The sequence below is a fragment of the Gordonia amarae NBRC 15530 genome (assembly GCF_000241345.1).
Taxonomy (GTDB): Bacteria; Actinomycetota; Actinomycetes; order Mycobacteriales; family Mycobacteriaceae; genus Gordonia; species Gordonia amarae.
Genome location: NZ_BAED01000033.1, coordinates 103,968 through 127,974 on the forward strand (window position 1 = coordinate 103,968; position 24,007 = coordinate 127,974).

24 protein-coding genes and 1 pseudogene are annotated in these 24,007 nt (G+C 67.3%); 12 read left to right on the forward strand and 13 right to left on the reverse strand.

Going from position 1 to position 24,007, the window contains the following annotated elements; all coding sequences use genetic code 11:
- Positions 1–95: 95 nt before the first annotated feature.
- From phoH2 to GOAMR_RS09085, 4 genes are all read right to left on the reverse strand, one after another.
- Positions 96–1,400 carry an RNA 5'-3' helicase PhoH2 gene (gene phoH2 / locus GOAMR_RS09070; RefSeq protein ID WP_005185979.1) on the reverse strand — a complete coding sequence of 435 codons (1,305 nt, stop codon included), beginning with the start codon at positions 1,398–1,400 and terminating at the stop codon, positions 96–98.
- A gap of 336 nt (positions 1,401–1,736) precedes the next feature.
- A complete protein-coding gene (locus GOAMR_RS09075; protein WP_005185981.1) occupies positions 1,737–2,627 on the reverse strand; it encodes an acyl-ACP desaturase in 891 nt (296 codons plus the stop codon).
- 61 nt (positions 2,628–2,688) lie between these two features.
- Positions 2,689–3,996: a serine hydroxymethyltransferase gene (gene glyA / locus GOAMR_RS09080; protein ID WP_005185991.1), complete on the reverse strand. Its 1,308-nt coding sequence runs from the start codon at positions 3,994–3,996 to the stop codon at positions 2,689–2,691.
- A 66-nt stretch (positions 3,997–4,062) separates the two neighbouring features.
- Positions 4,063–5,310 (reverse strand): hypothetical protein, encoded by a 1,248-nt coding sequence (locus GOAMR_RS09085; RefSeq protein WP_040514776.1) that lies wholly within the window; start codon positions 5,308–5,310, stop codon positions 4,063–4,065.
- A gap of 131 nt (positions 5,311–5,441) precedes the next feature.
- On the opposite strand from GOAMR_RS09085, the gene coaA reads away from it, so the two are divergent.
- The gene (gene coaA, locus GOAMR_RS09090) at positions 5,442–6,383 is read left to right on the forward strand and encodes a type I pantothenate kinase (protein WP_005185997.1); all 942 of its coding nucleotides are present in this window, start codon (positions 5,442–5,444) and stop codon (positions 6,381–6,383) included.
- Between the two features lie 3 nt (positions 6,384–6,386).
- Here the strand turns inward: coaA and GOAMR_RS09095 are convergent, their stop codons facing one another.
- A complete protein-coding gene (locus tag GOAMR_RS09095) occupies positions 6,387–7,169 on the reverse strand; it encodes an isoprenyl transferase (protein WP_005185998.1) in 783 nt (260 codons plus the stop codon).
- Positions 7,170–7,311: 142 nt separating this feature from the next.
- On the opposite strand from GOAMR_RS09095, the gene trhA reads away from it, so the two are divergent.
- The 3 genes from trhA (at position 7,312) to GOAMR_RS09110 (ending at position 9,423) form a co-directional block, all read left to right on the forward strand.
- Positions 7,312–7,998 (forward strand): PAQR family membrane homeostasis protein TrhA, encoded by a 687-nt coding sequence (trhA, locus tag GOAMR_RS09100; RefSeq protein WP_005186001.1) that lies wholly within the window; start codon positions 7,312–7,314, stop codon positions 7,996–7,998.
- 202 nt (positions 7,999–8,200) lie between these two features.
- Complete coding sequence (locus GOAMR_RS09105) at positions 8,201–8,815, forward strand: ClpP family protease (RefSeq protein WP_005186002.1); 615 nt, start codon at positions 8,201–8,203, stop codon at positions 8,813–8,815.
- Entirely contained in the window at positions 8,812–9,423 is a 612-nt protein-coding gene (locus GOAMR_RS09110) for a ClpP family protease (RefSeq protein ID WP_005186003.1), read from the forward strand. Before GOAMR_RS09105 ends, GOAMR_RS09110 begins: the two co-directional genes overlap by 4 nt.
- Here the strand turns inward: GOAMR_RS09110 and GOAMR_RS09115 are convergent.
- From GOAMR_RS09115 to GOAMR_RS09135, 5 genes are all read right to left on the reverse strand, one after another.
- A complete protein-coding gene (locus tag GOAMR_RS09115) occupies positions 9,405–9,755 on the reverse strand; it encodes a helix-turn-helix domain-containing protein (protein ID WP_005186004.1) in 351 nt (116 codons plus the stop codon). The genes GOAMR_RS09110 and GOAMR_RS09115 overlap by 19 nt on opposite strands.
- A gap of 231 nt (positions 9,756–9,986) precedes the next feature.
- A complete protein-coding gene (locus GOAMR_RS09120; RefSeq protein ID WP_005186006.1) occupies positions 9,987–11,075 on the reverse strand; it encodes a 3-deoxy-7-phosphoheptulonate synthase in 1,089 nt (362 codons plus the stop codon).
- Between the two features lie 319 nt (positions 11,076–11,394).
- Positions 11,395–12,447, reverse strand: a complete 1,053-nt coding sequence (locus GOAMR_RS09125; protein WP_005186009.1) for a maleylacetate reductase — start codon at positions 12,445–12,447, stop codon at positions 11,395–11,397.
- 1 nt (position 12,448) lies between these two features.
- Positions 12,449–13,594, reverse strand: coding sequence for a muconate/chloromuconate family cycloisomerase (locus GOAMR_RS09130; RefSeq protein ID WP_005186011.1), 1,146 nt, complete (start codon positions 13,592–13,594; stop codon positions 12,449–12,451).
- A 2-nt stretch (positions 13,595–13,596) separates the two neighbouring features.
- Positions 13,597–14,391: a dioxygenase family protein gene (locus GOAMR_RS09135; RefSeq protein ID WP_005186014.1), complete on the reverse strand. Its 795-nt coding sequence runs from the start codon at positions 14,389–14,391 to the stop codon at positions 13,597–13,599.
- A 144-nt stretch (positions 14,392–14,535) separates the two neighbouring features.
- Between GOAMR_RS09135 and GOAMR_RS09140 the strand changes: the two genes are divergently transcribed.
- The 4 genes and pseudogenes from GOAMR_RS09140 to GOAMR_RS09155 all read left to right on the forward strand — a co-directional run bounded on the left by GOAMR_RS09140 (position 14,536) and on the right by GOAMR_RS09155 (position 18,300).
- Positions 14,536–15,345: an IclR family transcriptional regulator domain-containing protein gene (locus GOAMR_RS09140; RefSeq protein ID WP_005186026.1), complete on the forward strand. Its 810-nt coding sequence runs from the start codon at positions 14,536–14,538 to the stop codon at positions 15,343–15,345.
- Between the two features lie 18 nt (positions 15,346–15,363).
- On the forward strand, positions 15,364–16,383 hold the full coding sequence (locus GOAMR_RS09145) for a cyclase family protein (protein ID WP_005186028.1): 1,020 nt from the start codon (positions 15,364–15,366) through the stop codon (positions 16,381–16,383).
- A gap of 93 nt (positions 16,384–16,476) precedes the next feature.
- Positions 16,477–17,658 (forward strand): annotated as a pseudogene (rocD, locus tag GOAMR_RS09150) (ornithine--oxo-acid transaminase); the annotation flags it as partial.
- Between the two features lie 21 nt (positions 17,659–17,679).
- Positions 17,680–18,300 carry a histidine phosphatase family protein gene (locus tag GOAMR_RS09155; protein ID WP_005186031.1) on the forward strand — a complete coding sequence of 207 codons (621 nt, stop codon included), beginning with the start codon at positions 17,680–17,682 and terminating at the stop codon, positions 18,298–18,300.
- Positions 18,301–18,306: 6 nt separating this feature from the next.
- Here GOAMR_RS09155 and GOAMR_RS09160 read toward each other — a convergent pair whose 3' ends face one another.
- Genes GOAMR_RS09160 through mca form a run of 3 tightly spaced genes read right to left on the reverse strand, consistent with a single transcriptional unit; the run spans position 18,307 to position 21,486 of the window.
- Entirely contained in the window at positions 18,307–20,304 is a 1,998-nt protein-coding gene (locus tag GOAMR_RS09160) for a thioredoxin domain-containing protein (protein WP_005186033.1), read from the reverse strand.
- Between the two features lie 4 nt (positions 20,305–20,308).
- On the reverse strand, positions 20,309–20,635 hold the full coding sequence (locus GOAMR_RS09165; RefSeq protein ID WP_005186035.1) for a hypothetical protein: 327 nt from the start codon (positions 20,633–20,635) through the stop codon (positions 20,309–20,311).
- On the reverse strand, positions 20,635–21,486 hold the full coding sequence (gene mca, locus GOAMR_RS09170; RefSeq protein WP_005186039.1) for a mycothiol conjugate amidase Mca: 852 nt from the start codon (positions 21,484–21,486) through the stop codon (positions 20,635–20,637). The genes GOAMR_RS09165 and mca overlap by 1 nt, the downstream gene beginning before the upstream one ends.
- 86 nt (positions 21,487–21,572) lie before the next feature.
- Here mca and GOAMR_RS09175 point away from each other — a divergent pair, with 86 nt between their 5' ends.
- The 4 genes from GOAMR_RS09175 (at position 21,573) to GOAMR_RS09190 (ending at position 24,003) form a co-directional block, all read left to right on the forward strand.
- The gene (locus GOAMR_RS09175; RefSeq protein ID WP_005186042.1) at positions 21,573–21,998 is read left to right on the forward strand and encodes a DUF4307 domain-containing protein; all 426 of its coding nucleotides are present in this window, start codon (positions 21,573–21,575) and stop codon (positions 21,996–21,998) included.
- Positions 21,995–22,807 (forward strand): queuosine precursor transporter, encoded by an 813-nt coding sequence (locus tag GOAMR_RS09180; RefSeq protein ID WP_050942652.1) that lies wholly within the window; start codon positions 21,995–21,997, stop codon positions 22,805–22,807. Before GOAMR_RS09175 ends, GOAMR_RS09180 begins: the two co-directional genes overlap by 4 nt.
- Positions 22,808–23,007: 200 nt before the next feature.
- Positions 23,008–23,502: a transcription elongation factor GreA gene (gene greA / locus GOAMR_RS09185; protein WP_005186047.1), complete on the forward strand. Its 495-nt coding sequence runs from the start codon at positions 23,008–23,010 to the stop codon at positions 23,500–23,502.
- A gap of 315 nt (positions 23,503–23,817) precedes the next feature.
- Entirely contained in the window at positions 23,818–24,003 is a 186-nt protein-coding gene (locus GOAMR_RS09190; RefSeq protein ID WP_138943650.1) for a hypothetical protein, read from the forward strand.
- Positions 24,004–24,007 lie beyond the last annotated feature (4 nt).

Here is a 24,007-nt window from a genome sequence, read left to right on the forward strand (position 1 = left end):
CGAGCCTCGAAACCTCGTGAGAGAACAATGTCGTCTCACCGGGTTTCGAGGCTCGGTCGCTGGGCGACCTCACACCTCAACCGGCGAAATGGTCATCACAGACCGGCGCCGGGGGCGAACTCCTCCAACATGTCGGTGACCAGCGCCGCAATCGGCGAACGCTCACTGCGCGTGAGGGTCACGTGCGCGAACAGCGGATGGCCCTTGAGCTTCTCGATGACCGCGGCCACCCCGTCGTGGCGACCGACGCGCAGATTGTCGCGCTGGGCGACGTCGTGGGTGAGCACCACCCGGGAGCCCGATCCCAGGCGCGACAACACCGTCAGCAGCACATTGCGTTCCAGCGACTGCGCCTCGTCGACGATCACGAACGAGTCGTGCAGCGACCGGCCGCGAATGTGGGTGAGCGGCAACACCTCCAGCATTCCTCGGCTGAGCACCTCCTCGATCACCTCGGGCGAGGCCAGGCCCTCCAGGGTGTCGAAGACGGCCTGGGCCCACGGCCCCATCTTCTCGGCCTCGCCGCCGGGTAGGTAGCCGAGCTGTTGTCCGCCAACGGCATACAGCGGACGGAAGACCACAACCTTACGCTGGGTGCGACGTTCGAGCACCGCTTCCAGGCCCGCGCACAGCGCGAGAGCGGACTTTCCGGTACCGGCCTTGCCGCCGAGGGAGACGATACCGACGGACTCGTCGAGCAGCAGGTCGAGGGCGACCCGCTGCTCGGCCGAACGGCCGTGCAGACCAAAGGCTTCCCGGTCACCGCGCACCAATTGCACCTGCTTGTCGGGGTTTACCCGGGCCAGTGCGCTGGAGGTGTTGCCCAGCAACCGGATACCGGTGTGGCAGGGCAGCTCGCGTGCCACATCCAGGTCGACGACGCCCTCGGCGAACAGGGTGTCGATGACGTGGGAGTCGACCTCGAGTTCGGTCATCCCCGACCACCCCGACACCACCACATCCTGGGCGTGGTACTCGTCGGCGTCGAGGCCGACGGCACCCGCCTTGACGCGCAGCGGGGTGTCCTTGGACACCAGCGTCACATCGCTGCCCTCGGCCCGCAGGTTCAGGGCACATGCGAGGATCCTCGAATCGTTGGAGTCGGTGCGGAATCCGGCGGGCAAGACGGCGGGATCGGTGTGATTGAGCTCAACCTGAAGCGTTCCGCCGTCCTCACCGATCGGGATCGGCAGATCGAGGCGGCCGTGTTCGAGCCGGAGATCATCGAGCAGACGCAGTGCTTCGCGGGCGAACCAGCCGAGTTCGTGATGGTGGCGTTTGCCTTCGAGTTCGCTGATCACGACCAGCGGCAGAACCACATGATGCTCGGCGAATCGCGTGACTGCCCAGGGATCGGACAGCAGCACGGAAGTGTCGATGACGTAGGTGCGTGTGGTCACGTCAAGCTCCTACGTTTGTGCGGCACCCACACAAACCAGTTGGCGGCGACCGGCCGGTTCTGGTGTCACACCCGGCGTGAGCCGAGCGGACCGAGGACCGGGGCCGGCCCTCTCGCGCTGTTGGTACAGACCACGTTCGAACCTCCCGGACGAACCGCTTCCACGCGGCCCGTCAACCGCCAACGTACGCGCCGCACGGCCTTTCGGCTCGCCAGAAACGCTGTCTTCGCGTGAATTTCGCGTTAACGCCACGTATTGTGAGGGCCAAGACAACCGTCGGTCGTCCCACGGATTCTTACGTGCCGACGTGGTCGTTCCCGAGGATTCGGGCCCGTGTCACCGAGCCTGCGCGGCCAGCGCGAGGATGCGGCCGCGGGCCGCTTCGGCGTTCTCGCCCAATTCCTGCACCGACTCGAGCTTGAGTTCTCCGGCCAGTGCCGCGGCCACCGCGCCGCGGGTGCCCTCGTTCTCGTAGTCGGCAATGAGCGCCCGCTCGGTGTCGAAGTCGGCGACGTCCGCGCCGATGGCCTCGATACCGGTCAGCGCCCGATCGACGGCCAGGATCGTGGCCTCCTGATCGGCGACGATCCCCGCGTTCAGGAACTTGGCGAAGGTCGTGGCCTGCAGCCCGTCGTCGGCCGCGATCTTGGTGAGGATCTGCCCCAGGACGTCCTCGGTGACGGCCTCGCCGAGCCTGCGCACGACGGCGGCGCATTGGTACTCGTGCACGGCCATGATGGCGAGCACGTCCAGCGGACTCACGTCGAGGGCGGAACCCTCGTACTGCCGGTATCCGGTGGTGACGTGGATGCGGCGGCGCACCTCCGCGTCGACGGGGTCGATGGCGCGGGTGACCACGAGGTAGTCGCGCAGCACGATGGCGTGCCGGTTGTCCTCGGCCGTCCACACGCCGACCAGATCACGCCAGGGCGAGAAGGCCGGGAAGTGGACCGCGAGCATCCGGTGATAGGACGGCAGGTTGTCCTTGAGCAGCAGCAACGCCAGCACACCTGCGCGCACCTCGTCCGACAGCGTGGCCTGCTCGGGGGTCCAATCGGTACCGCCGAGGAACCCGAAGTTGCGGCCGTCGTCCCACGGGACCCAGTCGTGCGGGTTCCACGGCTGCGCGGCCGCCCGGTGTTCCTCGGCGATCTCGGGCAATGCCTTCTCCAACGCGATAACGAGGTCGTCGTCGGATAGTGCATTGGTTTCATGCTGGCCACTCATTCCACGCAGAGTAGTGAACACCGCCGTAAAGCGACGAATCCCCTGCGCTGTGCCAGCGCGATCAGATGCGGCTCATCAGGCCCCACTCCTCGAGCCCGTCGTACAACGGGAAGTCGAGGGCGAGCTGGGAGACACGGGCCCGCAGAGCGGCGACGTCGGCACCTGTGCCGGCGGCGAGCGCGGTGCCGATGATGTCGGCGACCTCGGTGAACTGTTCGTCGCCGAAGCCGCGGGTGGCCAATGCCGGGGTGCCGATGCGCAGACCCGAGGTGACCATCGGCGGACGCGGGTCGAACGGGACGGCGTTGCGGTTGACGGTGATGCCGACCTCGTGCAGCAGATCCTCGGCCTGTTGGCCGTCGAGGGCGCTGTTGCGCAGGTCGACGAGCACCAGATGCACATCGGTGCCGCCGGTGAGGACCGAGACACCGGCCTTGGCGACACCCTCACCGGTGAGCCGGTCGGCGAGGATCTTGGCGCCCGACAGGGTGCGGCGCTGGCGGTCGGCGAACTCCTCGGTGCCCGCGATCTTGAGGGCGACGGCCTTGGCGGCGATCACGTGCATGAGCGGGCCGCCCTGCTGGCCGGGGAACACCGCCGAGTTGAGCTTCTTGGCCCATTCCTGCTTGGCCAGGATGATGCCCGAGCGCGGGCCACCGAGCGTCTTGTGGACGGTCGAGGACACCACATCCGAATGCGGGACAGGTGAGGGGTGCAGGCCCGCGGCGACCAGCCCGGCGAAGTGCGCCATGTCGGTCCACAGGTAGGCGCCCACCTCGTCGGCGATCGAGCGGAACGCCGCGAAGTCGAGAGTCCGCGGGTAGGCCGACCAGCCGGCCACGATCACCTTCGGCTTGGTGTCGAGGGCGATCTTGCGCACCTCGTCCATGTCGATGCGGAAGTCTTCCTTGCTGACACCGTAGAAGGCGTTCTCGTACAGCTTGCCCGAGAAGTTCAGGCGCATGCCGTGGGTGAGGTGTCCGCCGTGGGCCAGGTCGAGACCGAGCATGGTCTCGCCCGGCTCCATGAGGGCCTGCAGCACAGCGGCGTTGGCCTGCGCACCCGAATGCGGCTGCACGTTGGCGAAATCGGCGCCGAACAGTTCCTTGGCCCGGTTGCGGGCGATGTCCTCGACGACGTCGACGTGCTCGCAGCCGCCGTAGTAGCGACGTCCGGGGTAGCCCTCGGCGTACTTGTTGGTCAGCACGCTGCCCTGGGCCTGCAGCACGGCGCGCGGGACGAAGTTCTCCGACGCGATCATCTCCAGCGTGTCACGCTGACGGCTCAGCTCACCGGCCATCGCGGCGGCCACATCGGGATCGAGATCGGCCAGGGACTGCGCATTCACGGAATCAGGGTTCTGCGTCATGGCGATCAGTGTAGTTTGCGCACCACGCGGCTGGTTTCCCGCTCCCGGTCGAGGGCGGTCACCGGTTCACCGCGCGAGTTCGGCGCGCAACGACTCGGGGATGAGCGGTTCATCGAGCAGCCGCCCGAACCTGCGCAACCTCGCGTCGTCGTCGTTCCCGGCGACATCAAGCCACGTCTGCAGCAGCCGGTAGCCCTCGACGTAGGTGGAGATGTACGCCCGCCACAGCGGCGAGGTCAGGAAACGGAGCATCTGCCGGGACCGTTCGGGGGTGGCCAGCAGCCAGCGCTGCAGGAACGCCGCCGCCTCGTCCTCGCCGCGGCCCTGATCGTGCAGCAGCAACGCGGCGTCCTGACGCACCGACAGCAGGCCGGCGGTGGCCTTGCCGACGCGCGCCGCCCGGTCGGCGTCGAACCGCAGGCCGAGGTCGGCGTAGATCTCCTGCGCCCACGACGGCCAGTCCGGCCCCATCGCGGCGTGCAGTGCGTGATCGGCCAGGCCCTCGGCCATCAGGCATTGCGGGGTGTTGACCAGGAAGATCGTCTGCTCCTGCTGGCCACCACCACCCACCAGCAGCTGCTCCTTGCGGCAGTGCTCGGTGTGGTGGCCGGGGTAGGCCTCGTGGGCGATGAGGTGCGGCAGGTTCGACATGTGTTGTGTCAGATCGGTGTTGATCGCGACCTTCGACCGGTAGTCGCCGAGGTAGTAGTTGAACCCGGACCACGGCTTGTCGCTCACCACCTCGAACTCGATGATCTCCGAGTCCGGTAGCGGGAAGATGCCGCGCACCCGTTCGCGCAGCGCCCCGCTGAAGGCACGGACGCATTCATCGACACGGTCGGCGGGGATCTCGTCGGACCGCCGGTAGGCCGCGTAGGCCTCGGCGAGCCGTTCACCGGTGGCTCCGGGCGCGTCGAGCGCCTCGGCGAGCCCGGCATGCGCGACGCGGTAGCCCTCGGGGTCGGCGGGGCTGATGTCGACGTCGAAATAGCTCTTCACCTCGTCGATGAAGCCGATGTCCTCGCCGGCGAACTTGCGCGCCGAGCATTCGAGCGCCCGCAGATGCGCGGCGACGAAACCCGCACGCGCCGAGTCCGGCTCCTCGGCGACACGGGCGAGCAGCGACCGCGCCCGGCGCGCCAGCTCGGCCGGTTCCGGAGCGGCGGCATTGGCCACCTCCGCCCGCAGCGCCGGATCACCGGTGTAGGCGTCGACGAATCCCTCTTCGAGCCGGTCGAAGGCCAATCCGAGACGCAGATAGTCATCGACGAGTTCGCCGGAAAGTTCGTCGGCGGGGGCCACGGCAGCATCCATACCTCCGCAGGCTACCGACAGGGCCGAAAGGCTGCCGATCCGCGAGGTTCTACACTGTTGCGCATGTCGACACCGGCAAGTACCTCGGAACCCTCACCCAGGTTGCGCTGTCCCCGCGGGGACCGCGGCTGATGGGGCGGCCGGGAACCGATCGCGATCCGAGCCTGTACCTGGAGCTCGATCGCAAGCAGTGGCGTGACCTGCGGAAATCGATGCCCATGGTGCTCAACGAGGACGAGCTCGAACAGCTCACCGGCCTCGGCGAGCAGATCGATCTCACCGAGGTCGCCGAGGTGTATCTGCCGCTCTCACGTCTGATCCACCTGCAGGTGGCGGCCCGTCAGCGTCTGTTCGCCGCCACGTCGACGTTCCTCGGGGAACGGCAGACGAATCGGCAGGTGCCGTTCGTGATCGGCATCGCCGGCAGCGTCGCCGTCGGAAAATCGACCACAGCCCGCGTGCTGGCCGCACTGCTGGCCCGGTGGGAGTCACATCCCAAGGTGGATCTGGTCACCACCGACGGCTTCCTGCTGCCCACCGCGGAGTTGCAGCGCCGGGGCATCATGCACCGCAAGGGTTTTCCCGAGTCCTACGATCGCCGGGCGCTGCTGCGGTTCGTCACCGAGGTCAAATCCGGTGCCCGTGAGGTGACCGCGCCGGTCTACTCGCACATCACCTACGACATCGTGCCCGATGTACGCCACTACATCCGTCAGCCCGACATCCTGATCCTGGAGGGGCTCAACGTGTTACAGACAGGTCCGACGCTCACCGTGTCGGACCTGTTCGATTTCTCGGTGTATGTCGACGCGAAGACCGACGACATCGAAAAGTGGTATATCTCACGTTTTCTGCAGATGCGGACCACCGCGTTCGCCGACCCCAATTCGCATTTCCACCTGTATTCGTCACTGTCGGACGATCAGGCGCACGTGGCCGCGCGCGATATCTGGACGTCGATCAACCGCCCCAATCTGATCGAGAACATCCTGCCGACGCGGCCACGGGCAACGCTGGTGCTGCGCAAGGATACCGACCATTCGATCAACCGGGTGCGGCTGCGCAAGATCTAGCGGCTACTTGCCGAATCGCCTCGTACGTGCCGAGAAGTCACGGAGGGCGCGCAGGAAGTCGACGCGCCGGAACTCGGGCCAGTAGGCGTCGGTGAACCAGATCTCCGAATAGGCGCTCTGCCACAGCAGGAACCCGGACAGGCGCTGTTCGCCGGAGGTGCGGATCACCAGATCCGGGTCGGGCTGCCCACCGGTGTACAGGTTGCGGTCGATGGCCTCGACAGTGACCGCCTCGATCATCTCCTCGACGCTGTCGCCGGCCGCGGCGCGTTCGCGCAGCAGCGCCTGCACGGCGTCGACGATCTCCTGCCGTCCGCCGTAGCCGACGGCGACGTTGACGTTCATGCCGCCGTGGCCGGCCGTGCGTTCGGAGGCCTTGCGCAGTCGTTCGGCCACATCTTCGGGCAGCGGGTCGAGGGTGCCGACGATCCGCACCTGCCAATTGCCGGTCGGCAGGGCGATCTCGTCGACGATGTCGGGCACGATCTCCATCAGCGCGTCGAGTTCCTCCGATTCGCGGCTCAGGTTCTCGATCGAGAGCAGGTAGATGGTGACGGTGCCGATACCGAGGTCGGCGCACCAGCCGAGCATGTCGGCGATGCGCTGCGCGCCCACCCGGTGCCCGTGGCTGACGTCCTCGAAGCCCGCCTCACGCGCCCAGCGGCGGTTGCCGTCGCAGATGATGGCGACGTGGTGGGGGAACCCGGTGGGGTCGAGATCCTGCAGGACGCGACGCTCGTACACCGACAGGATCGGCCGGCGGACACGGTCGGGCAGCAGCTTCATCGCAGGGGCCTTTCGCCGCGTTCACCCGTGTGTGCCGTCACCCACGACACACTACGCGCCGGGTGTGGGGGAACCGGTGTGCCGCGTGCCGTGCGCGGTTGACGCGGTGACCCGGCAGGCAAACCTACGGTACCGTAGGTTCGTGAGCACTCCGGCAGCCGTTCCCGTGGCCTCGTTCCGTCCCGATCCGGCCAAGCCTCGCCTGCGCGGGGTCATCCACTCCTACGCCGCGGTGGTCGCCGCGTTCGCCGGTGCGGGAGTGATCGTCGGTGCCGCCGTCCTGCGCGGTGCCGCCGAAACCTTCGCGTGCGCGCTGTACGCGGCGACCATCGTCGGGCTGTTCGCGGTGAGCGCGTTCTACCACCGCATCTCGTGGAAGTCGGCGCGCGCACACGTCCGGATGAAGCGCGCCGACCACTCGATGATCTTCGTGTTCATCGCCGGCACGTACACCCCTTTCTGTCTGATGGCCCTACCCGCTCCGATCAACTGGTGGGTGCTGGGCATCGTGTGGGCGGGCGCTGTGGGCGGGGTGACGCTGAAGATCGCCTGGCCCGGTTCGCCGCGCTGGCTGGGGGTGTCGCTGTACATCCTGCTCGGCTGGGTGATCATCGCCGTCTCCCCCACCCTCGTCGGCCATTCGTCGGCGGCGGTCCTCGTGCTGCTCGCCGCCGGCGGAGTGCTCTACAGCGTCGGCGGGGTGCTGTACGCGATGAAGTGGCCCGATCCGTGGCCGTCGAGTTTCGGGCACCACGAGGTGTTCCACGCGTGCACCGCCGTCGCCGCCACCCTCCACTACATCGCCGTCTGGCTCGTCCTCGCCGCCTGAGCCCCGCTCGTCCCCTCCGCCGGTCAACACCCAGCCACCCCCTCCCGCTGCCGGTTGAGGTGCGAGGTCGCCCAGCGACCGAGCCTCGAAACCTCGCACGCCGAGTATGCCCGCGAGCACAACCACTCTGCCCAGCGCTGAACCGTTCCGCTCTGCGCGGCAGCACCGTCCACCGCGGCCCCCGCCGACGCACCATCGCCTTATGAGCGATGAGAAACGAACCCTGCCGCTGAGCAAGGCGACGGCGGAAAGCCTTCTGAACCAACGGATCCTGATGCTGGATTCGGCCCTTGACGACGAGATCGGCAGCCAGCTGTGCGCGCAACTGGTACTCCTGTCGGCGTACGACCCGACCGCCGATATCGCGTTGTGGATCAACTCGCCCGGCGGTTCGGTGCCCGCGATGCTCGCGATCGCCGACACCATGGACCTGATCCCCAACGACGTGGCGACTGTGAATCTCGGAATGGCCTACAGCGCAGGACAATTCCTCCTGTGCTGCGGCACCCCGGGCAAACGCTACGCCCTCCCCCACGCGAAAGTGCTTCTGCACCAAGGATCCGCCGGCATCGGTGGGTACGCCCCCGACATCGAGCTACAGGCCGACGACCTGCGGCACGTCCGCGACACCGTGCTGAGCATCATCGCCGAGAGGACCGGGCAGTCCCTGGAGCGCATCTTCGACGACTCGCTCCGCGATCACGTGTTCACCGCAACCGAGTCCGTCGACTACGGCTTCATCGACCACATCGTCACGACCGTCGCACAGGTTCGGCCCAGCGCCCCCGCCGCAACAGGATTCGGAGTCTCCCGATGAGCACATACACCATCCCCAACGTCATCAGCCGCACCCCGCAGGGCGAGCGGGTGATGGATGTCTACAGCCGCCTGCTCGACGACCGGATCGTCTACCTGGGCACCGAGATCGACGACGGCGTCGCCAACGCCCTGATCGCGCAGATCCTGCACCTGGACTCCGACAACCCCGAAGCCCCGATCGACCTGTACATCAACTCGCCCGGCGGATCGGTGATGGCGACGTTCGCCCTGTACGACACCATGCAGTACTGCCACGCCCCCATCGCCACCACCTGTGTGGGACAGGCACTCTCGACCACCGCGCTGCTGCTGGCCGCGGGCACCCCCGGCCGTCGTTCGGTACTCCCCCACGCCCGCGTCCTGCTGCACCAGCCGTCGGGCCAGGGCCGCGGCACCATCCCCGACCTGATCCTGGCCGCCGAGGAGATCCTGCGCACCCGGGAGGAGATAGAACAGGCGTTGAGCCGGCACACCGGCCAGGACGCCGACACCCTGCGCCGCGACACCGACCGCGACCGCATCCTGCGCGCCCAGGAGATCATCGACTACGGCATCGCCGACCAGATCATCGACACCCGGACCCGGAATCAGGCCGCCAACGCGTAGGGGCCGCGGCGGATCGGTGCGGCCGGGACCGCGACCGGAGCACCGGACACCGAACGCAGGACCGGTACCGGCCGGGCCTGGCGCACGAGTTCGACGGCCACCTCGCGGACCAGGTCGACCAGGGTCAGGCCGAGCGCGCCGGCTACGGCGGCCAGTACCTCCGACGAGGCGTCCTTGCGGCCGCGTTCGAGTTCGGACAGGTACTGGGTGGACACCCCGGCGCGCTGCGCGGTTTCGACCAGCCGCTCGTCGCGGTCGTGGCGGTGTCGCCGCAGGACGCGTCCGGTCACCTCGCGCCACAGCGGTTCGGGAGGGGGGTCGTTGGCAGCCATACCCGCGATGCTAGCCACCAGGCGCGCCGCGCGCCGCCCCGTTCTGCCCAGAGCAGATCCACACCGATGCCACTGAGCGCAAGCCACCGCTGGTTGAGGTGCCAGCCTGCGAGCCTCGAAACCACGGAAGATGACATTGTCGTCTCCCCGGGTTTCGAGGCTCGGTCGCTGGGCGACCTCACACCTCAACCAGCGAGGTGGATGGCCGAACCCCTTGATCACGAAACGAATTCAACTCTGGGCGAGGGCGGCGAGGACCTCCGCGGTGGGGTCCCAGGCCATGCACTTGTCGGTGACGGACTGGCCGTAGGTGAGGGGGGCCGCGTCGGTGGACTGGGCGCCGGCGACAAGGAAGCTCTCCAGCATCACACCGCTGATGGTCGGTTCCTCGCCCGCCGCGCGCGAAGCACGGATCGTGGCGGCGAGTTCGCGGGCCACCTCGGCCTGCCGGATGTGGTCCTTGCCCGAGTTGGCGTGCGAGCAGTCGACCATCACCTTGGGCGCCAGACCCGCCTTGGTCAGGCCGGTGATGGCGTCGGCGACGGAGGCGTCGTCGTAGTTGGGGCCGCGGGTGCCGCCGCGCAGGATGATGTGGCAGTCGGTGTTGCCGACGGTCTCCACCACGGCGCCCAGACCGAAGTCGTCGACCCCGAAGAACACGTGCGGGGCGGCCGCTGCGCGCACGCCGTCGACGGCGACCTGCACGTTCCCGTCGGTGCCGTTCTTGAACCCGATCGGCATCGACAGTCCCGACGCGAGCTGGCGGTGGACCTGCGACTCGGTGGTGCGGGCACCGATGGCACCCCAGGCGACGGCGTCGGCGATGTACTGCGGGCTGGTCGGCTCCAGGAACTCGGTACCGACGGGCAGTCCCAGGTCGATGATGTCGAGCAGCAACGACCGGGCGGTGCGCAGGCCTCGCTCGACGTCGTACGTCTCGTCCATCCCCGGGTCGTTGATCAGGCCCTTCCAGCCGACGGTGGTGCGCGGCTTCTCGAAGTACACCCGCATCACGATCTTGAGCCGGTCCGCGTATGCGGTGGCCAGCGGCGCCAGGCGGCGGGCGTAGTCGAGGGCGGCGACCGGATCGTGCACCGAGCACGGGCCGACGACCACGATCAGCCGGTCGTCGTGACCTGCGAGGATGGCGGCGATTTCGTCGCGGTCACGCTGCACGGCCAGTGCCCGTCGCGCGGTGAGCGGCAGTTCGTTGCGGAGCGTGTCGGGCGAGGGAATGGCCCGGAAGGTCTTGATGCGGCGGTCGCTGGTGGACTGTGGTAGATCGCTGACCGAGAGTGTCAGGTCGTCGGTGGTGGTCACGCCTATGTGCCTTTCAGGTTGTGCCTGTCGTCGGGGTCTTGTCTCTTGAGTCCCGGGGCACAGTCCCTGGTTGTGTTCCGGTGCCCTGAAACGACAAGAGCAGCGACCATGATGGTCACTGCTCGGGCTCCGGATGGTTGTGTGTGCGAATGCAGCTCAGCGCTTCACCGTGGCCCCACCCGGAGCCTCGATAAAGCGCCAATAGGCGCGCACACGTGTAATCACGCCGACCACCGTAGCACACCCGTGGGGCGGCGCTCCCGCGCCACGGGTTCGACCGTCCCCTGGCGCGAGGAGCCCGCTACCGGGATCCGGCTGCTCAGAGCGGATCGCCCGCCCAGGCAGCCCGCAACAGTGCGATGAGGTTCTCCGGGGCGACCGGCGTGGGATTACCGGCGGGGACGGCCCGCAGGACCGGGTCCATGGCCTGCGCAATTCCCTCCTCGGGCATTCCGATATCCCGCAGAGCCGAAGGCGCTCCGACCGCGCGCCGGAGCGTCGCCAGTCCTTCGGTGGCCGACTCCGCCCCGAAGGCGTGAGCGATGCGACGCTCCTGGGCGGCGGCGTTCGGGGCGTTGAACGCCAGGACGTAGGGCAGCACGATCGCGTGGGTCTGCGCGTGCGGCAGGTTGAACATTCCGCCGAGGACGTGGCAGATCTTGTGGTGCATCCCCGAACCCGCCGAAGCGAACGCGACGGCGGCGAGGTAGGCACCGTACAGGGTTTCCTCGACGCCGGGAACTCCCGAAGGATCCTGTGCCACGGCGGGCAGTCCGGCGGCGAGCGCGCGGATCCCTTCGACGGCGAAGACCTGATCGATGGGGTCGACGCGCGGACCCCACATCGCGTCGACGCAATGCGCGAGTGCGTTGAGCCCCGATGCGACGGCCATCTCCGCCGGCAGCGTGGTCAACAGTTCGGCGTCGTAGACGATGGATGCGGGCAGTACCCGGTTGTCGATGCCGGTGGTCTTGCGATCACCGTCGGTCAGGCCCCACACATTGGTGGCCTCCGAACCGGCATAGGTGGTCGGAATCGCCACGATGGGCAGGCCACTGGTCAGGGCGACAGCCTTGGCCAGACCCGTGGTCGAACCACCGCCGACGCTGACCAGGACATCGGCCCCCGCAGCGGCGGCAGCGGCACGGGCCCGGTCGGCAACCTCGACGGGCACATGCATCACCACTTCCGTGTGCCGCCGCACCACCGGCAACTGTGCGACGATCCGGTCCGCCAGGGCCGCCTCGCGTTCGGAGGCGATCACCATCACCTTCGACACCCCGAGCGCGGCCACCTCGTCCGCCACTGCGCGATGCGCCTCCCCCGTGGCGAATACCACTGTCTGCGATAGGGATTCGTGGGAGAATCGCATGTCATACCCTCTCGTCGCACCGGGCGTACTTGGCGACCTTGTCCTCGTCGAGCTCGATGCCGATACCGCCGTTCCGCTGCCCCGATTCCGCCAGAATCAGTTCACCATCACGGTAGGTCACAGGATTGACGGCGATATCGTCGGCAAGCAGCAACGGACCGAACAGTTCGGTGCCCTCGGTGAGCGGCGCCAGCGCACAGAAGGTGTGGATCGCCGCGGCCGTACCCAGCGAGGTCTCGATGGTCGTGCCGCCGTAACAGCCGATCCCGGCGGCCTCGGCGATCGCGGCGATACGCCGGACATTTCCTATACCACCCGATTTGGCGAGTTTGAGCGCGAACACGTCGGCCGCACCGGAGGCGGCAAGCAGCTGTGCGTCGGCGGTGTCGAGCAGCGACTCGTCCGCCATCAGCCGTGCATTCTGACGCGAGCGCAGCCGGGCCGCGGCATCCACCGCACGGGCGGGCAGCGGTTGTTCGATGAGGGAGATCCCCGCGTCATCGAGGGCGGGTAACCACCGCCGGGCGGTGGGCTCGTCCCAGGATGCGTTGAGGTCGACGGCCAGGCCCGCCCGTCCCGCGAGCCGCTCGGCGACTGCCGCCACCCGCGCCACGTCCTCGGCCGGCGGCAGCGCCCCCATCTTCAGCTTGAAGCTTCGGTGGGCGCCCGATTCCAGTTTCTCCTGCGCTTCCTCGACCACTGTGCCCACCGGATCCGCGCCCAGTGCCCACGTGACGGGGAGGCTGCGCCGATGCGCTCCGCCGAGCAACTGATGGAGCGGGGCGTCAAGCGCACGCCCGACCGCATCCCAGAGGGCCATCTCCACTCCCGCCTTCGCGAACGAGGCGGCGTGGATCATCCTGTCGAGCCGCGTGAGCAGATAGTCGACCCGGAAGGCGTCCTCACCCACCAGAAGTGGCGCGATGTATCCGTCGATCAGCGCCCGCATGCCCTCGATCGACTCTCCACCCCACCAGGGCCCGCCCGGAACGACGCCTTCGCCGACACCGATGATGCCGTCACAGGTGTGCACCCGGACCAGGAGGACGGCCTGGGTGTCGATGGACAGGAGTGAGAATTTATGCGGCCGGATGAGCGGAATATCGAGAATGGTCGTCTCGATCCGCTCGATCACCAATTCGGACATGCTCACTTCTCCTCGACGAGTACGAAATCGTAGGTCGCCGTGTTGAATGTGCCTGCGATGCCGAATCGCTGCGCGAGTTCGGCGTCCTCGCCGGACTCGATACGCAGGACCAGTCCGTCACGGACGGCGTTGGCGACGTCGTTGTCCAGGTACTCGTCGCCCTCGAAGTACAGCTGCGAGGTGTGTTCGACGTATCCGTCATGACGAAGCTTGAGGTGGATGTGGGCGGGCCGGAAGAAGTGCCGCCCCAACGCGTTCAGCACGATGCCGGTGGGCCCGTCCTTTGGGATCTCGTACGGCGGCGGAACGATGGTGCGTACCGCGAACCGGCCGTCGGCATCGGTCTTGATGCGGCCACGCAGATTCCAGTCCGGGATGCCCGGATGGATATTGGAGTACAGCCCCTCGGCATCGGCGTGCCAGATGTCCAGTTCGGCACCGGCCAGCGGCTTTCCGTCGGCGCCGGACACCGTCCCGCGGAAGATCAGCGCATCGCCGGCCTCATCCGGGCGGTGCGGCATTGTCGCCGCGGGTCCGGTCACCTCGGGCGCACCGGGCAGATAGAAGGACCCTTCGATCGCGAGCGTGCTGCCGGAATTGCTCTCGTTCTCGACGTCGGTGGCCTCCGCCTCCAGGAACACGTCTAAGAGCAGGCTCTCCTCGCCGGCCTTGACCTCGGCGACGATCAGGTCGGTGGCGGCCCGGTACTCGGCGTGGGTGATGTGGTGCTTGCGGACGAAGTCGAGCATCAGTCGCTCAAGATCTTCGACGACCTCGACGACGCGCTGGTTGGACATGGTGATTCCTCTCGTTCGGTAACCGCGGACTGACGGCTTCCGGAACCGTTCGGCGGTGGGAGTTGTCGCATTGCGACACTTGATATCGCAATGCGATTCACTTAGTGTTGTAGCTCTCATCCCAAGCTGATGTCAAGGAGTTTCATGGAACCCAATTCCGAGGCGGGCAGGCGTGATCACCTCCAAACACTCGAACGCGGACTGGTCGTCATATCCGCGTTCTCGCACGCGCCGACACCCTGGCTCACCGCGAGCGACCTCGCGCGCTCCACCGGACTGTCAGTACCCACCGTGCGGCGGATCATGCTGACTCTCGAGCGTCTCGGCTACGCACGCGGCTCGGCCAATCGTTTCGCGCTCACCCCCAAGGTCCTCGGCCTCGGGTACGCATATCTGGCATCGGTGAATCTGACCGGCGCCGCGCATCCACACATGGAGGCGCTGAGCGGGGAGTTGGCGATGGGAACCTCGTTGGCCACCCTGGACGGGACGGACGTGGTCTACGTCGACCGGGTTCAGCGGCGGCTCGTCACCAGCAATCTGCTCGCCGTCGGCAGCCGACTGCCCGCACACGCCACCGCGATGGGTCATGTACTGCTCGCCGACCTTGACGACACCGAACTCGATCACTACCTGTCGGCGGCGACGCTCGATGCCCTGACCCACCAGACCCTCGATACATCCGCTCGATTGCGCGGACGCCTGGACACGGTACGGGACCGAGGGTTCGAGATAGTCGACCAGGAACTGGAAATCGGGCGCCGATCGGCGGCCGCCCCTGTCCGGGATGCCTCCGGCCAGGTCGTCGCCGCCCTGGCGCTCTCCTGTGGGATCGGCGACTTCAGCGTCGAGGTCATCGCCGGCGAGCTGGTGCCACCGCTGCGCCGCACCGCCGACGCCATCAGCCGGGAACTGGGCCACTTACCCGGCGCCCAAGCAGCATCCTTTTCGTGAAGATCAAAGGAGACAACGATGTCCACTGAGCCTCAACCGATCGACGGTCTGCCGTCGTATGCCGAGCTTCGCACGCGAACCGACGCGCCCGCGGGTTCGAACTGGTTCCTGTTCGGGCGTGACGACCAGATTGGCACCCTGAACCTGCTGCGCCACAACTCATTATGCGAAGCGGCCGGAGAAGTCCGGGACGGCACCGCGTTTCATCTCGATCTTCCGTCCGATGCCCTTACCTCCTCGCTCGCCCCGACCCGTAAACCCGCCGAGCATCGCATCTTCTCCCGCACCCCTTACCACCACGACGAGTGGCTCGACGGGTTCTATACCCAGTACGGTTCACAACTCGACGGCCTGCGGCATATCGCCCACCCCGATCATGGTTTCTACAACAACGCCGATCCTCGCCGGTTCACCACCGACGACGGGCTGCTCGGGATGGCGAACCTCGCGGCCGTTCCGATTGCCGGCCGAGCTGTACTCCTCGATATCGGCAGATATCTGGAGGGCACCGGAGCACCTCTCGACCATCTGTCCGGTCCGGCCGTCGGTGTCGAGGTCGTCGAGGCCACCGCGCAGGCCCAGGGTACCGAGATCCGGCCGGGCGACATTCTGCTGCTGCGGTTCGGCTGGCTCGACTGGTACCGGAACGTCGCATCGGACCAGGTACGGGAGGGCCTGGTGACCAATCAGTTCCACACTGGTCTTCGCCAGTCGCACGAGATGGTCGCCTGGCTGTGGGACCACCGAGTGAGCCTGGTGGCCGCCGACAATTTCGCCCTGGAATGCTGGCCCGCGCAGCCGGACAGCCCGTTCTTCACCGATCCGGAAATCCACGGCGGACACGAGGACCCACATGCCGGCATCATGCACAGGGCACTCATCGGCCTGCTGGGCATGCCGATCGGCGAGCTGTGGGATATCGACGCTCTGGCCGCCGCCTGCGCCGAGGACCGCCGATGGTCGTTCCTGGTGACCGTCGCCCCGATGCCCCTGGTGGGCGGTGTCGGTTCACCGGCCAACGCCATCGCCATCCGCTGACCCGAGCAAAGTCGACAGCTGATTCGGCGGCTGCCACGGCCTAGAATCGCACGCATGGCAGGCCGATCGCACCACCGCGAAAGGATCACTGAAATGAGTGCAGAACCCCATGTGGCACACAACTATTCACCATTACCGGTGACCGCTGCCACCGCGGAAGGCGTGTGGATCACCGGCATCGACGGGGCCCGGTACCTCGACTGTCTCGGTGCATATTCGGCGGTGAACTTCGGGCACCGCAATCCGCGGATCGTCGCCGCGGCCATGGAACAGCTCGGCCGGGTCACCCTGACCAGCCGGGCGTTCATGTCCGACCGGCTCGAACCGTTCTGCGCGGCCCTGGCCGCCCTGTGCGGCAAGGACATGGTGCTGCCGATGAACACCGGCGCCGAAGCCGTCGAATCGGCGGTCAAGGTGGCCCGCAAGTGGGGTTACGACGTCAAGGGCGTCCCGGACGGGCAGGCGCGGATCATCGTGGCGGGAGGCAACTTCCACGGCCGGACCACCACGATCATCAGTTTCAGCGATGACGACGAGGCACGCGCCGGATTCGGCCCGTACACACCGGGATTCGACCGCGTTCCGTACGGCGACATCGAATCTCTCGCCGCCGCCATCACCCCCGACACGGTGGCTGTGCTCGTCGAACCGATCCAGGGCGAGGCCGGGATCATCGTCCCGCCCGACGACTATCTGCCACGGCTGCGGGCGCTGTGCACCGAGAACAACGTGCTGATGATCGCCGACGAGATCCAGTCCGGACTCGGACGCACCGGCACGACCTTCGCCGTGCAGCACTGGGGCGTCACCCCCGACATCTTCACGCTCGGCAAAGCCCTCGGCGGCGGCATCCTGCCGGTCTCGGCGGTGGTCGCGGACAGCCACATCCTGGGTGTCCTCACCCCGGGCACGCACGGTTCGACCTTCGGCGGCAATCCGCTGGCCGCGGCCGTCGGGCACACGGTGGTCGACATGCTCGCCGACGGTACCTGGCAGGCACGGGCCGCCGACCTCGGTGCCCACCTGCACACCCGGCTGCGCGAGTTCATCGGGCACGGGGTGTTCGCGGTGCGCGGCAAGGGCCTGTGGGCGGGCATCGACATCGACCCCGCGCTGGGTACGGGCAAACAGTTCTGCCTCCGGCTGGCCGACCACGGTGTGCTGGCCAAGGACACCCACGGTTCGACGCTGCGCCTGGCGCCGCCGCTGGTGATCACCCACGAGGAGATCGACTGGGTCCGCGACCGTTTCGGCGAGGCCCTGCGCCGCGCATAACAGCAGGTCTACGGTGGACGAATGGCTGAGCGCACCGACCGACGCATCCTGCTGATCCGGCACGGCCAGACCGAGTGGTCGCTGTCCAATCAGCACACCGGACGCACCGACATCGCACTCACCGAACGCGGTGAATCCGACGCCACCCGGCTGCGCGGCATCCTCGACTTCACCGGACTCGACGCGCCGTACGTCCTCGCCTCACCGCGTACCCGCGCCCAGCGCACCGCCGAACTGGCCGACCTGCGCGTCGACGAGACCAGCGAACTGTTCGCTGAATGGGACTATGGCGACTACGAGGGCCTGACCCGCGAACACATCCGCGCCGAATTCGACCCGGACTGGACCATCTGGTCCCATGGCGGTCGCGGCGGTGAGTCCGTCGATGACATGGTGCGCCGCGTCGACGCCGCCGTCGCCCACGTCGACGCATTGCTGGCGACGACGGACGTGGTGATCGTCTCGCACGGCCATTTCTCACGGTCGTTCGTGTGCCGGTATCTGGGCTGGCCGATCGCCTGTGGTGCGGGAGTGGACCTGCGGCCGGCGGGGTCGGCACTGCTCACCGACACCGGCCGCGACCGTCGGCTGTCGCAGCTGATCGGCCCGATCGGTAGTTGGGCGTCGGCTGCGTCGATCTGAGACCCCCTAGCCTGTCAGTTGCCCGGCGAGTGCGGCTGCGGTGGTCACCGGGAGACCGCACACCGTGCCGCGGCACACGTAGGCGGCGTCGGTGCCGTCAACCGGTCCGCGGCCGGCCAGCAGGGGCGACGAGTCCCGTTCGCCGGCCAGCACAATCGCGCCGCCGGGCGCGAGCCGCCGGGCCGCCACCGCCAGCTCGCCGGTGCTGTCCGGGGTCTGCGCGACGACGACCTGCAATGGACCGTTGTGCACCGCCTCGGCCACCGCCAGCCAGTGACCCGCCGAGCGCGGAAGTTTCGCCAACAGGATCGCGGCCCGGCTCAGTGTCGCGTCGAGCAGTTCCGAATACCGTGCCGCGGCAGCGTCTTCGGCGAGCAACGAGCCGAGCAACAGCGCCTCGGCGAGTAACGACGCACCGGCCGGTGTCGCACCGTCGACGGCATCACGCGGACGCACGATCAGCCCGGATTCGCTTGAGTCGAACCAGCTTCCGACCGCATCCGGGTCACCGAACAGGTCGCTGACCCGATCGAGCAGCGCGGCCCCGCGGTCCCGCCAGACGATGTCGCCGGTCACCTGATGCAGGGTGAACAGTGCGACGCACAACGCGGCATGGTCGTCGAGCGCACCGAGCGGGTCGCCCGTGACACCGCCGAGCGACGCCCGGTGCAGCCGGCCGTCGCGAATGTGGTTGTCCCACAGCATGCTCACACACCACACCGCGGACTCGACCCAGTCGGCGCGGCCCAGTCCGGCACCCGCCTCGGCCAGCGCCGTCGCCGTCATCGCGTTCCATGCGGTGACCACCTTGTCGTCGCGCGTCGGTTGCGGCCGCGCGGCCCGCACATCGAGAAGCCGGGCCCGGACCCGTGCCCAGCGGCCGAGGTCGTCGGGGTCACACAGCAGTTGCAACGTCGAGGTTCCGTGCTCGAAGGTTCCGCCGGAAGTGACGGTGAAAGTCTCTGCCGCCCAGGCACCGTCGTCGTCGCCGAGGATCTCGGTCAGTTGCTCCGGGGTCCACACATAGGTGGAGCCCTCCACCCCGTCGGCATCCGCGTCGAGGGACGACGCGTAGCCGCCGCCGACCCGCAGATCCCGCTCCAGGAACTCGACGGTCTCCTCTGTCACCCGTTGCGCGAGGGCGTCGCCCGTGGTGCGGGCCAGGTGCGCGTAGGCCCGGAGCAACTGCGCGTTGTCGTACAGCATCTTCTCGAAATGCGGTACCACCCAGGCATTGTCGACGGCGTACCGGGCGAACCCGCCGCCGAGCTGGTCGTAGATGCCGCCGCGGGCCATCGCCTCACAGGTGCGGGCCGCCGCGTCACGGGCCGCGGGAGTGGACCGTTCACTGTGCCGCAACAGCCCTTCGAGCAGCGCCGACGGCGGAAACTTGGGTGCGCCGCCGAATCCACCCGCGGTCAGGTCCTCGTCGGCAAGGATCGCGGTGACCGCGGCCTCGAGCAACGCGTCGTCGATGCCCGGCCCGGCAACCGGCAACGGTGCTGCGTTGTCGCTCAGATGCTTACCGACCCGTGCGCCGACGTCGTCTACCTCGCCGCGTCGCTGCGTCCACACCTCGGTGATGGCGGTGAGCACCTGCCGGAACGACGGCTGGCCGCCGCGCGGGGTGAGCGGATAGTAGGTGCCGCAATAGAAGGGCGCACCGTCGGCGGTGAGGAAACACGTCATCGGCCAGCCGCCCTGGCCCGTCATGGTGACGGTGGCGTTCATGTAGATGGCGTCGATGTCGGGACGTTCCTCCCGGTCCACCTTGATGCACACGAAGCCGGCGTTCAGCTGCGCCGCCGTGCCCGCGTCCTCGAAAGACTCGTGTGCCATCACATGGCACCAGTGGCACGCGGCGTATCCGACGCTCAGCAGCACCGGCACGTCCCGTCGGGCCGCCTCCGCGAACGCGTCGGCCCCCCACTCCCACCACTCGACCGGATTACCGGCGTGCTGACGCAGGTACGGACTGGTCGACTCGGCGAGACGATTGCTCATGGGGTCACATGTCTGCGGACTTGTGGGGTACCGATTCCTGCGAGGGATCCGGGTTGCCCTCCGGCGAACCAGCGGTGCTCTCCGCGGCCGGTGCGCCCGCACCGGCCGGATCGGTGCCGTCGTCGAAGGCCTGGTCGGCCTCGGGGTGGTCGGCGTCGAACGACTTGGGGAGCTTCTTGAGCTGGTTGTTCATCGACCAGATGAGCAGTGCCGTCGCGACGAGCAGCAGCAGGATGATCAGCAGACCGAACGGCGACGACTTGCCGAACTCAGGGCCCTCCGGGCTGTCGACGGCCAGGATCAGGGTTGTCGTCTGCAGTGCTGTGGTCATCACGGGGTCTCGATTCCGGCAAAGAGATCGGTCTCGGGGATCGAGGTCTGCACGCGGGTGCGGGCCAGCTCGTACTCCTCCGTCGGCCACAGCCGCCGCTGCCATTCGGCGGGTACCGCGAAGAACACCCCGTTCGGATCGATCTGGGTGGCATGGGCGCGCAGCGCCTCGTCGCGCGCGGCGAAGTAGTCGTCGCAGGTGATCTGCGTGGTGACCCGGCCCATCACATCGCCACCGCGGGCATCCCACCGGGCCAGCCATTCCTTGAACGGGCTTTCCTGGCCGTGCTTCTCGAACTCGTCCGAGAAGGCCACCATGCGGGCGCGGAGGAAACCGTGCGTGTAGTAGAGCTTGGACACCGTCCACGGCTCGCCCGCGTCGGGGAACGACTCCGGGTCACCGGAGCGGTCGTACGCCAGCATCGACACCTCGTGGCAGCGGATGTGGTCGGGGTGCGGGTATCCGCCGTGCTCGTCGTAGGTGATCATGACGTGTGGGCGGAACTCGCGGACCACCTTGACCAGCGCCTCGCCCGACTCCTCGAGCGGGATGGTCGCGAACGAGCCCTCGGGCAGCGGCGGCAGCGGGTCGCCTTCCGGAAGCCCGGAGTCGACGTAGCCCAGCCAGGTGTGCTGGACGCCGAGGGCGGCGGCCGCCTTGGCCATCTCCTCCTGCCGGACCTGCGTGATGTTCTCCTTGATCCCGGGACGATCCATCGCCGGATTCAGGATGTCACCGCGTTCCCCACCGGTGAGTGTGACGATCAGTACTTCGTGACCTTCGGCCGCATACTTCGCGGTCGTCGCCGCCCCCTTGGACGATTCGTCGTCGGGGTGGGCATGGACCGCCATGAGTCGAAGTCCGGACGGCCGGTCGAGATCGGTCACGCTTCCTCACCTTCAGCTACGTGTCTGGGCTCCATGGTAGGTATTGACGCGTGAGTAGCGGACCCCGGGCCACATACCCCCCCGAACGATCCCCCCAGAGTAAGCGTCGCTGGTTCATAGCCGGGTCGGCGTTCGTGGTGATCGCCGGAGTGGCACTCGCAGTGTTCGCCTACTTCAAATTCGCCGAAACCGACGTCAAGGGTGAGGCCACCGGCTACGAGATCATCGACTCGCACACCGTGGCCGTCCAGTTCACCCTGACCAGGCCCGATCCGTCACAACCGGCCGCCTGCGTGGTCCGCGGACGTTCCCTCGACGGCAGCGAGACGGGTCGTCGCGAGATCCTGATCCCCCCGGGCCATGACACCCAGGTCGGGTTCAAGACCAGGGTGCAGACCTCGCAACCGCCCGTCATCGGCGAGGTGTTCGGGTGCACGACGAAGATTCCCGCCTATCTGAAAGCAGACAAAGAGTGACAGAACCCACAGGTCGTCCCGCTCCCGGCCCCGAAGAGTCTGGGCAGGTCGCGAACACCGCACATCCCAGGCGTGCAGTCTTCGCGGCCGTTTCCAGCCCGTACCTACCGATGCTGATGGCCGCGTTCGTCGGCGTGATGCTGATCAGCAACATCACCGGCACCAAAGGTGTCGTTCTTTTCGACAGTTGGCTCCACCTCGATCTGGGGCCCATCAAGATGGACGGCCTCGTCACCGACGGCGCGTTCTACCTCTTCCCTCTCGCATACGTCCTAGGCGACGTGATCAGCGAGGTCTACGGATTCCGTGCCATGCGCCGGACCATTCTCAGCGGTTTCGCCGTGCTGCTCGTGGCGTCGCTGTGTTTCTGGATCACCATCGAACTGCCCGCCGCCGACTTCTATGAGGGGCAGCAGGCATTCCGCGACGTCGCCGGAGTCGTTCCGCAGTTCCTCGCCGCGGGCCTGGCCGGATATGTCGTCGGCGAATTCCTCAACTCGTATGTTCTGGTGAAGATGAAGGAACGCAGCGGCGAGGGCCGGCTGTGGGCCCGCCTCATCTCCTCGACCGTGGTGGGCGAACTGGCCGACACGGTCGTGTTCTGCTCGATCGCGGCCACCGCGCTCGGTATCTCGACGTGGGGTGACTTCGCCAATTACACCGTCGTCGGTTTCGTGTGGAAGACGCTGGTCGAGATCCTGGTCATGCCCATCACCTATCTGGTGGTCAACCGGCTTAAACTCGCCGAACCGTCCTACCGCGAAGCCCTGTGTGAGCAGAGCCGGGCGGCGGTGCCGGCGGGCGCCTGAGCCTCCTGGCACATTGCTCAGGTGTGCAGCTATCCGACTGTGAAGTGTGATCTGCGTCGTCCGATCTGATACGATCGTGGGATATACACGGCTCCGCGAGGGGTCGTGTTGCTGCATTTAGAGCAGTCCACATGCCTCGGCGAGCGTACCGGACCACGGTGGGTTCGAACTGGGGGCGCGGACGACACAAAGGAGTGACCATGACCGACACCCAGGTGACCTGGCTGACCCAGGAGTCGCACGACCGCCTGAAGGGTGAGCTCGACTCGCTCATCGCCAACCGCCCGGTCATTGCCGCCGAGATCAACGAGCGCCGCGAAGAGGGCGACCTCAAGGAGAACGGTGGCTACCATGCTGCCCGCGAAGAGCAGGGCCAGCAGGAGGCGCGGATCCGCCAATTGCAGGATCTGCTCAACAACGCCAAGGTCGGCGAGGCCCCGACGCAGTCGGGTGTGGCGCTGCCCGGTTCGGTGGTCAAGGTCTATTACGACGGCGATGAGAGCGACACGGAGACCTTCCTGATCGCCACCCGTGAGGAAAGCGCCAAGGACAGCGACATCGAGACCTACTCGCCGAGCTCCCCCCTCGGTGCGGCGCTCATCGACGCCAAGGTCGGCGAGTCGCGCGAATACACCGTGCCCAGCGGCGCGACGGTCAAGGTGACCCTCGTCAGCGCCGAGCCGTACCACAGCTGACGCACACCCAGCCAGACTCACGCGCGCGAAGCCTGCGGGTTGCTGCCGATCCCGGTAGCAACCCGCAGGCTTTTGGCGTTTCGACATTGGTGCACGTTCGTGCACTACACCGGTAATGCACGAACGTGCATCCGATATTGAGCTCAAGTACGCCGAGAATCGGGACCAAAGTCCCAAATTTAGGGTTTTGTATCCGTCGAATGCTGGGTATCAGCGCTGGTCAGGGTAGTGTCTTAACAGCATCTTCACGATGCTTAATTTACTGTTTAGTAACGTTCCTGATGGTGTGGTGACGAGTTGATCGGTCTGTCGTTCATGGTGGCGCTGTTTGTCGTCACCGCGACTTTCGTCATCGTCGCCGGATTCACCCATCACGATCAGCCGCAGATCGCGCCCGCCCCGGTGCCATCGGCCCTGCGGCCCGCACCCCCGGAACTGGTCGCGATGCTGCCCGTGCACGTCGCCGAGCGGGGCGTCGGCATGGTTGTCTGCAGCCGCTGACGCC

Coding starts and splice junctions, on each gene's coding strand:
- GOAMR_RS09075 (WP_005185981.1), bottom strand. CDS start 2,627: ATGAGTGGCCAGCATGAAACCAATGCACTATCCGACGACGACCTCGTT.
- glyA (WP_005185991.1), bottom strand. CDS start 3,996: ATGACGCAGAACCCTGATTCCGTGAATGCGCAGTCCCTGGCCGATCTC.
- GOAMR_RS09085 (WP_040514776.1), bottom strand. CDS start 5,310: ATGGATGCTGCCGTGGCCCCCGCCGACGAACTTTCCGGCGAACTCGTC.
- coaA (WP_005185997.1), top strand. CDS start 5,442: ATGGGGCGGCCGGGAACCGATCGCGATCCGAGCCTGTACCTGGAGCTC.
- GOAMR_RS09095 (WP_005185998.1), bottom strand. CDS start 7,169: ATGAAGCTGCTGCCCGACCGTGTCCGCCGGCCGATCCTGTCGGTGTAC.
- GOAMR_RS09105 (WP_005186002.1), top strand. CDS start 8,201: ATGAGCGATGAGAAACGAACCCTGCCGCTGAGCAAGGCGACGGCGGAA.
- GOAMR_RS09110 (WP_005186003.1), top strand. CDS start 8,812: ATGAGCACATACACCATCCCCAACGTCATCAGCCGCACCCCGCAGGGC.
- GOAMR_RS09115 (WP_005186004.1), bottom strand. CDS start 9,755: ATGGCTGCCAACGACCCCCCTCCCGAACCGCTGTGGCGCGAGGTGACC.
- GOAMR_RS09125 (WP_005186009.1), bottom strand. CDS start 12,447: ATGCGATTCTCCCACGAATCCCTATCGCAGACAGTGGTATTCGCCACG.
- GOAMR_RS09130 (WP_005186011.1), bottom strand. CDS start 13,594: ATGTCCGAATTGGTGATCGAGCGGATCGAGACGACCATTCTCGATATT.
- GOAMR_RS09135 (WP_005186014.1), bottom strand. CDS start 14,391: ATGTCCAACCAGCGCGTCGTCGAGGTCGTCGAAGATCTTGAGCGACTG.
- GOAMR_RS09140 (WP_005186026.1), top strand. CDS start 14,536: ATGGAACCCAATTCCGAGGCGGGCAGGCGTGATCACCTCCAAACACTC.
- GOAMR_RS09145 (WP_005186028.1), top strand. CDS start 15,364: ATGTCCACTGAGCCTCAACCGATCGACGGTCTGCCGTCGTATGCCGAG.
- GOAMR_RS09155 (WP_005186031.1), top strand. CDS start 17,680: ATGGCTGAGCGCACCGACCGACGCATCCTGCTGATCCGGCACGGCCAG.
- GOAMR_RS09160 (WP_005186033.1), bottom strand. CDS start 20,304: ATGAGCAATCGTCTCGCCGAGTCGACCAGTCCGTACCTGCGTCAGCAC.
- GOAMR_RS09165 (WP_005186035.1), bottom strand. CDS start 20,635: ATGACCACAGCACTGCAGACGACAACCCTGATCCTGGCCGTCGACAGC.
- mca (WP_005186039.1), bottom strand. CDS start 21,486: ATGGCGGTCCATGCCCACCCCGACGACGAATCGTCCAAGGGGGCGGCG.
- greA (WP_005186047.1), top strand. CDS start 23,008: ATGACCGACACCCAGGTGACCTGGCTGACCCAGGAGTCGCACGACCGC.
- GOAMR_RS09190 (WP_138943650.1), top strand. CDS start 23,818: ATGGTGGCGCTGTTTGTCGTCACCGCGACTTTCGTCATCGTCGCCGGA.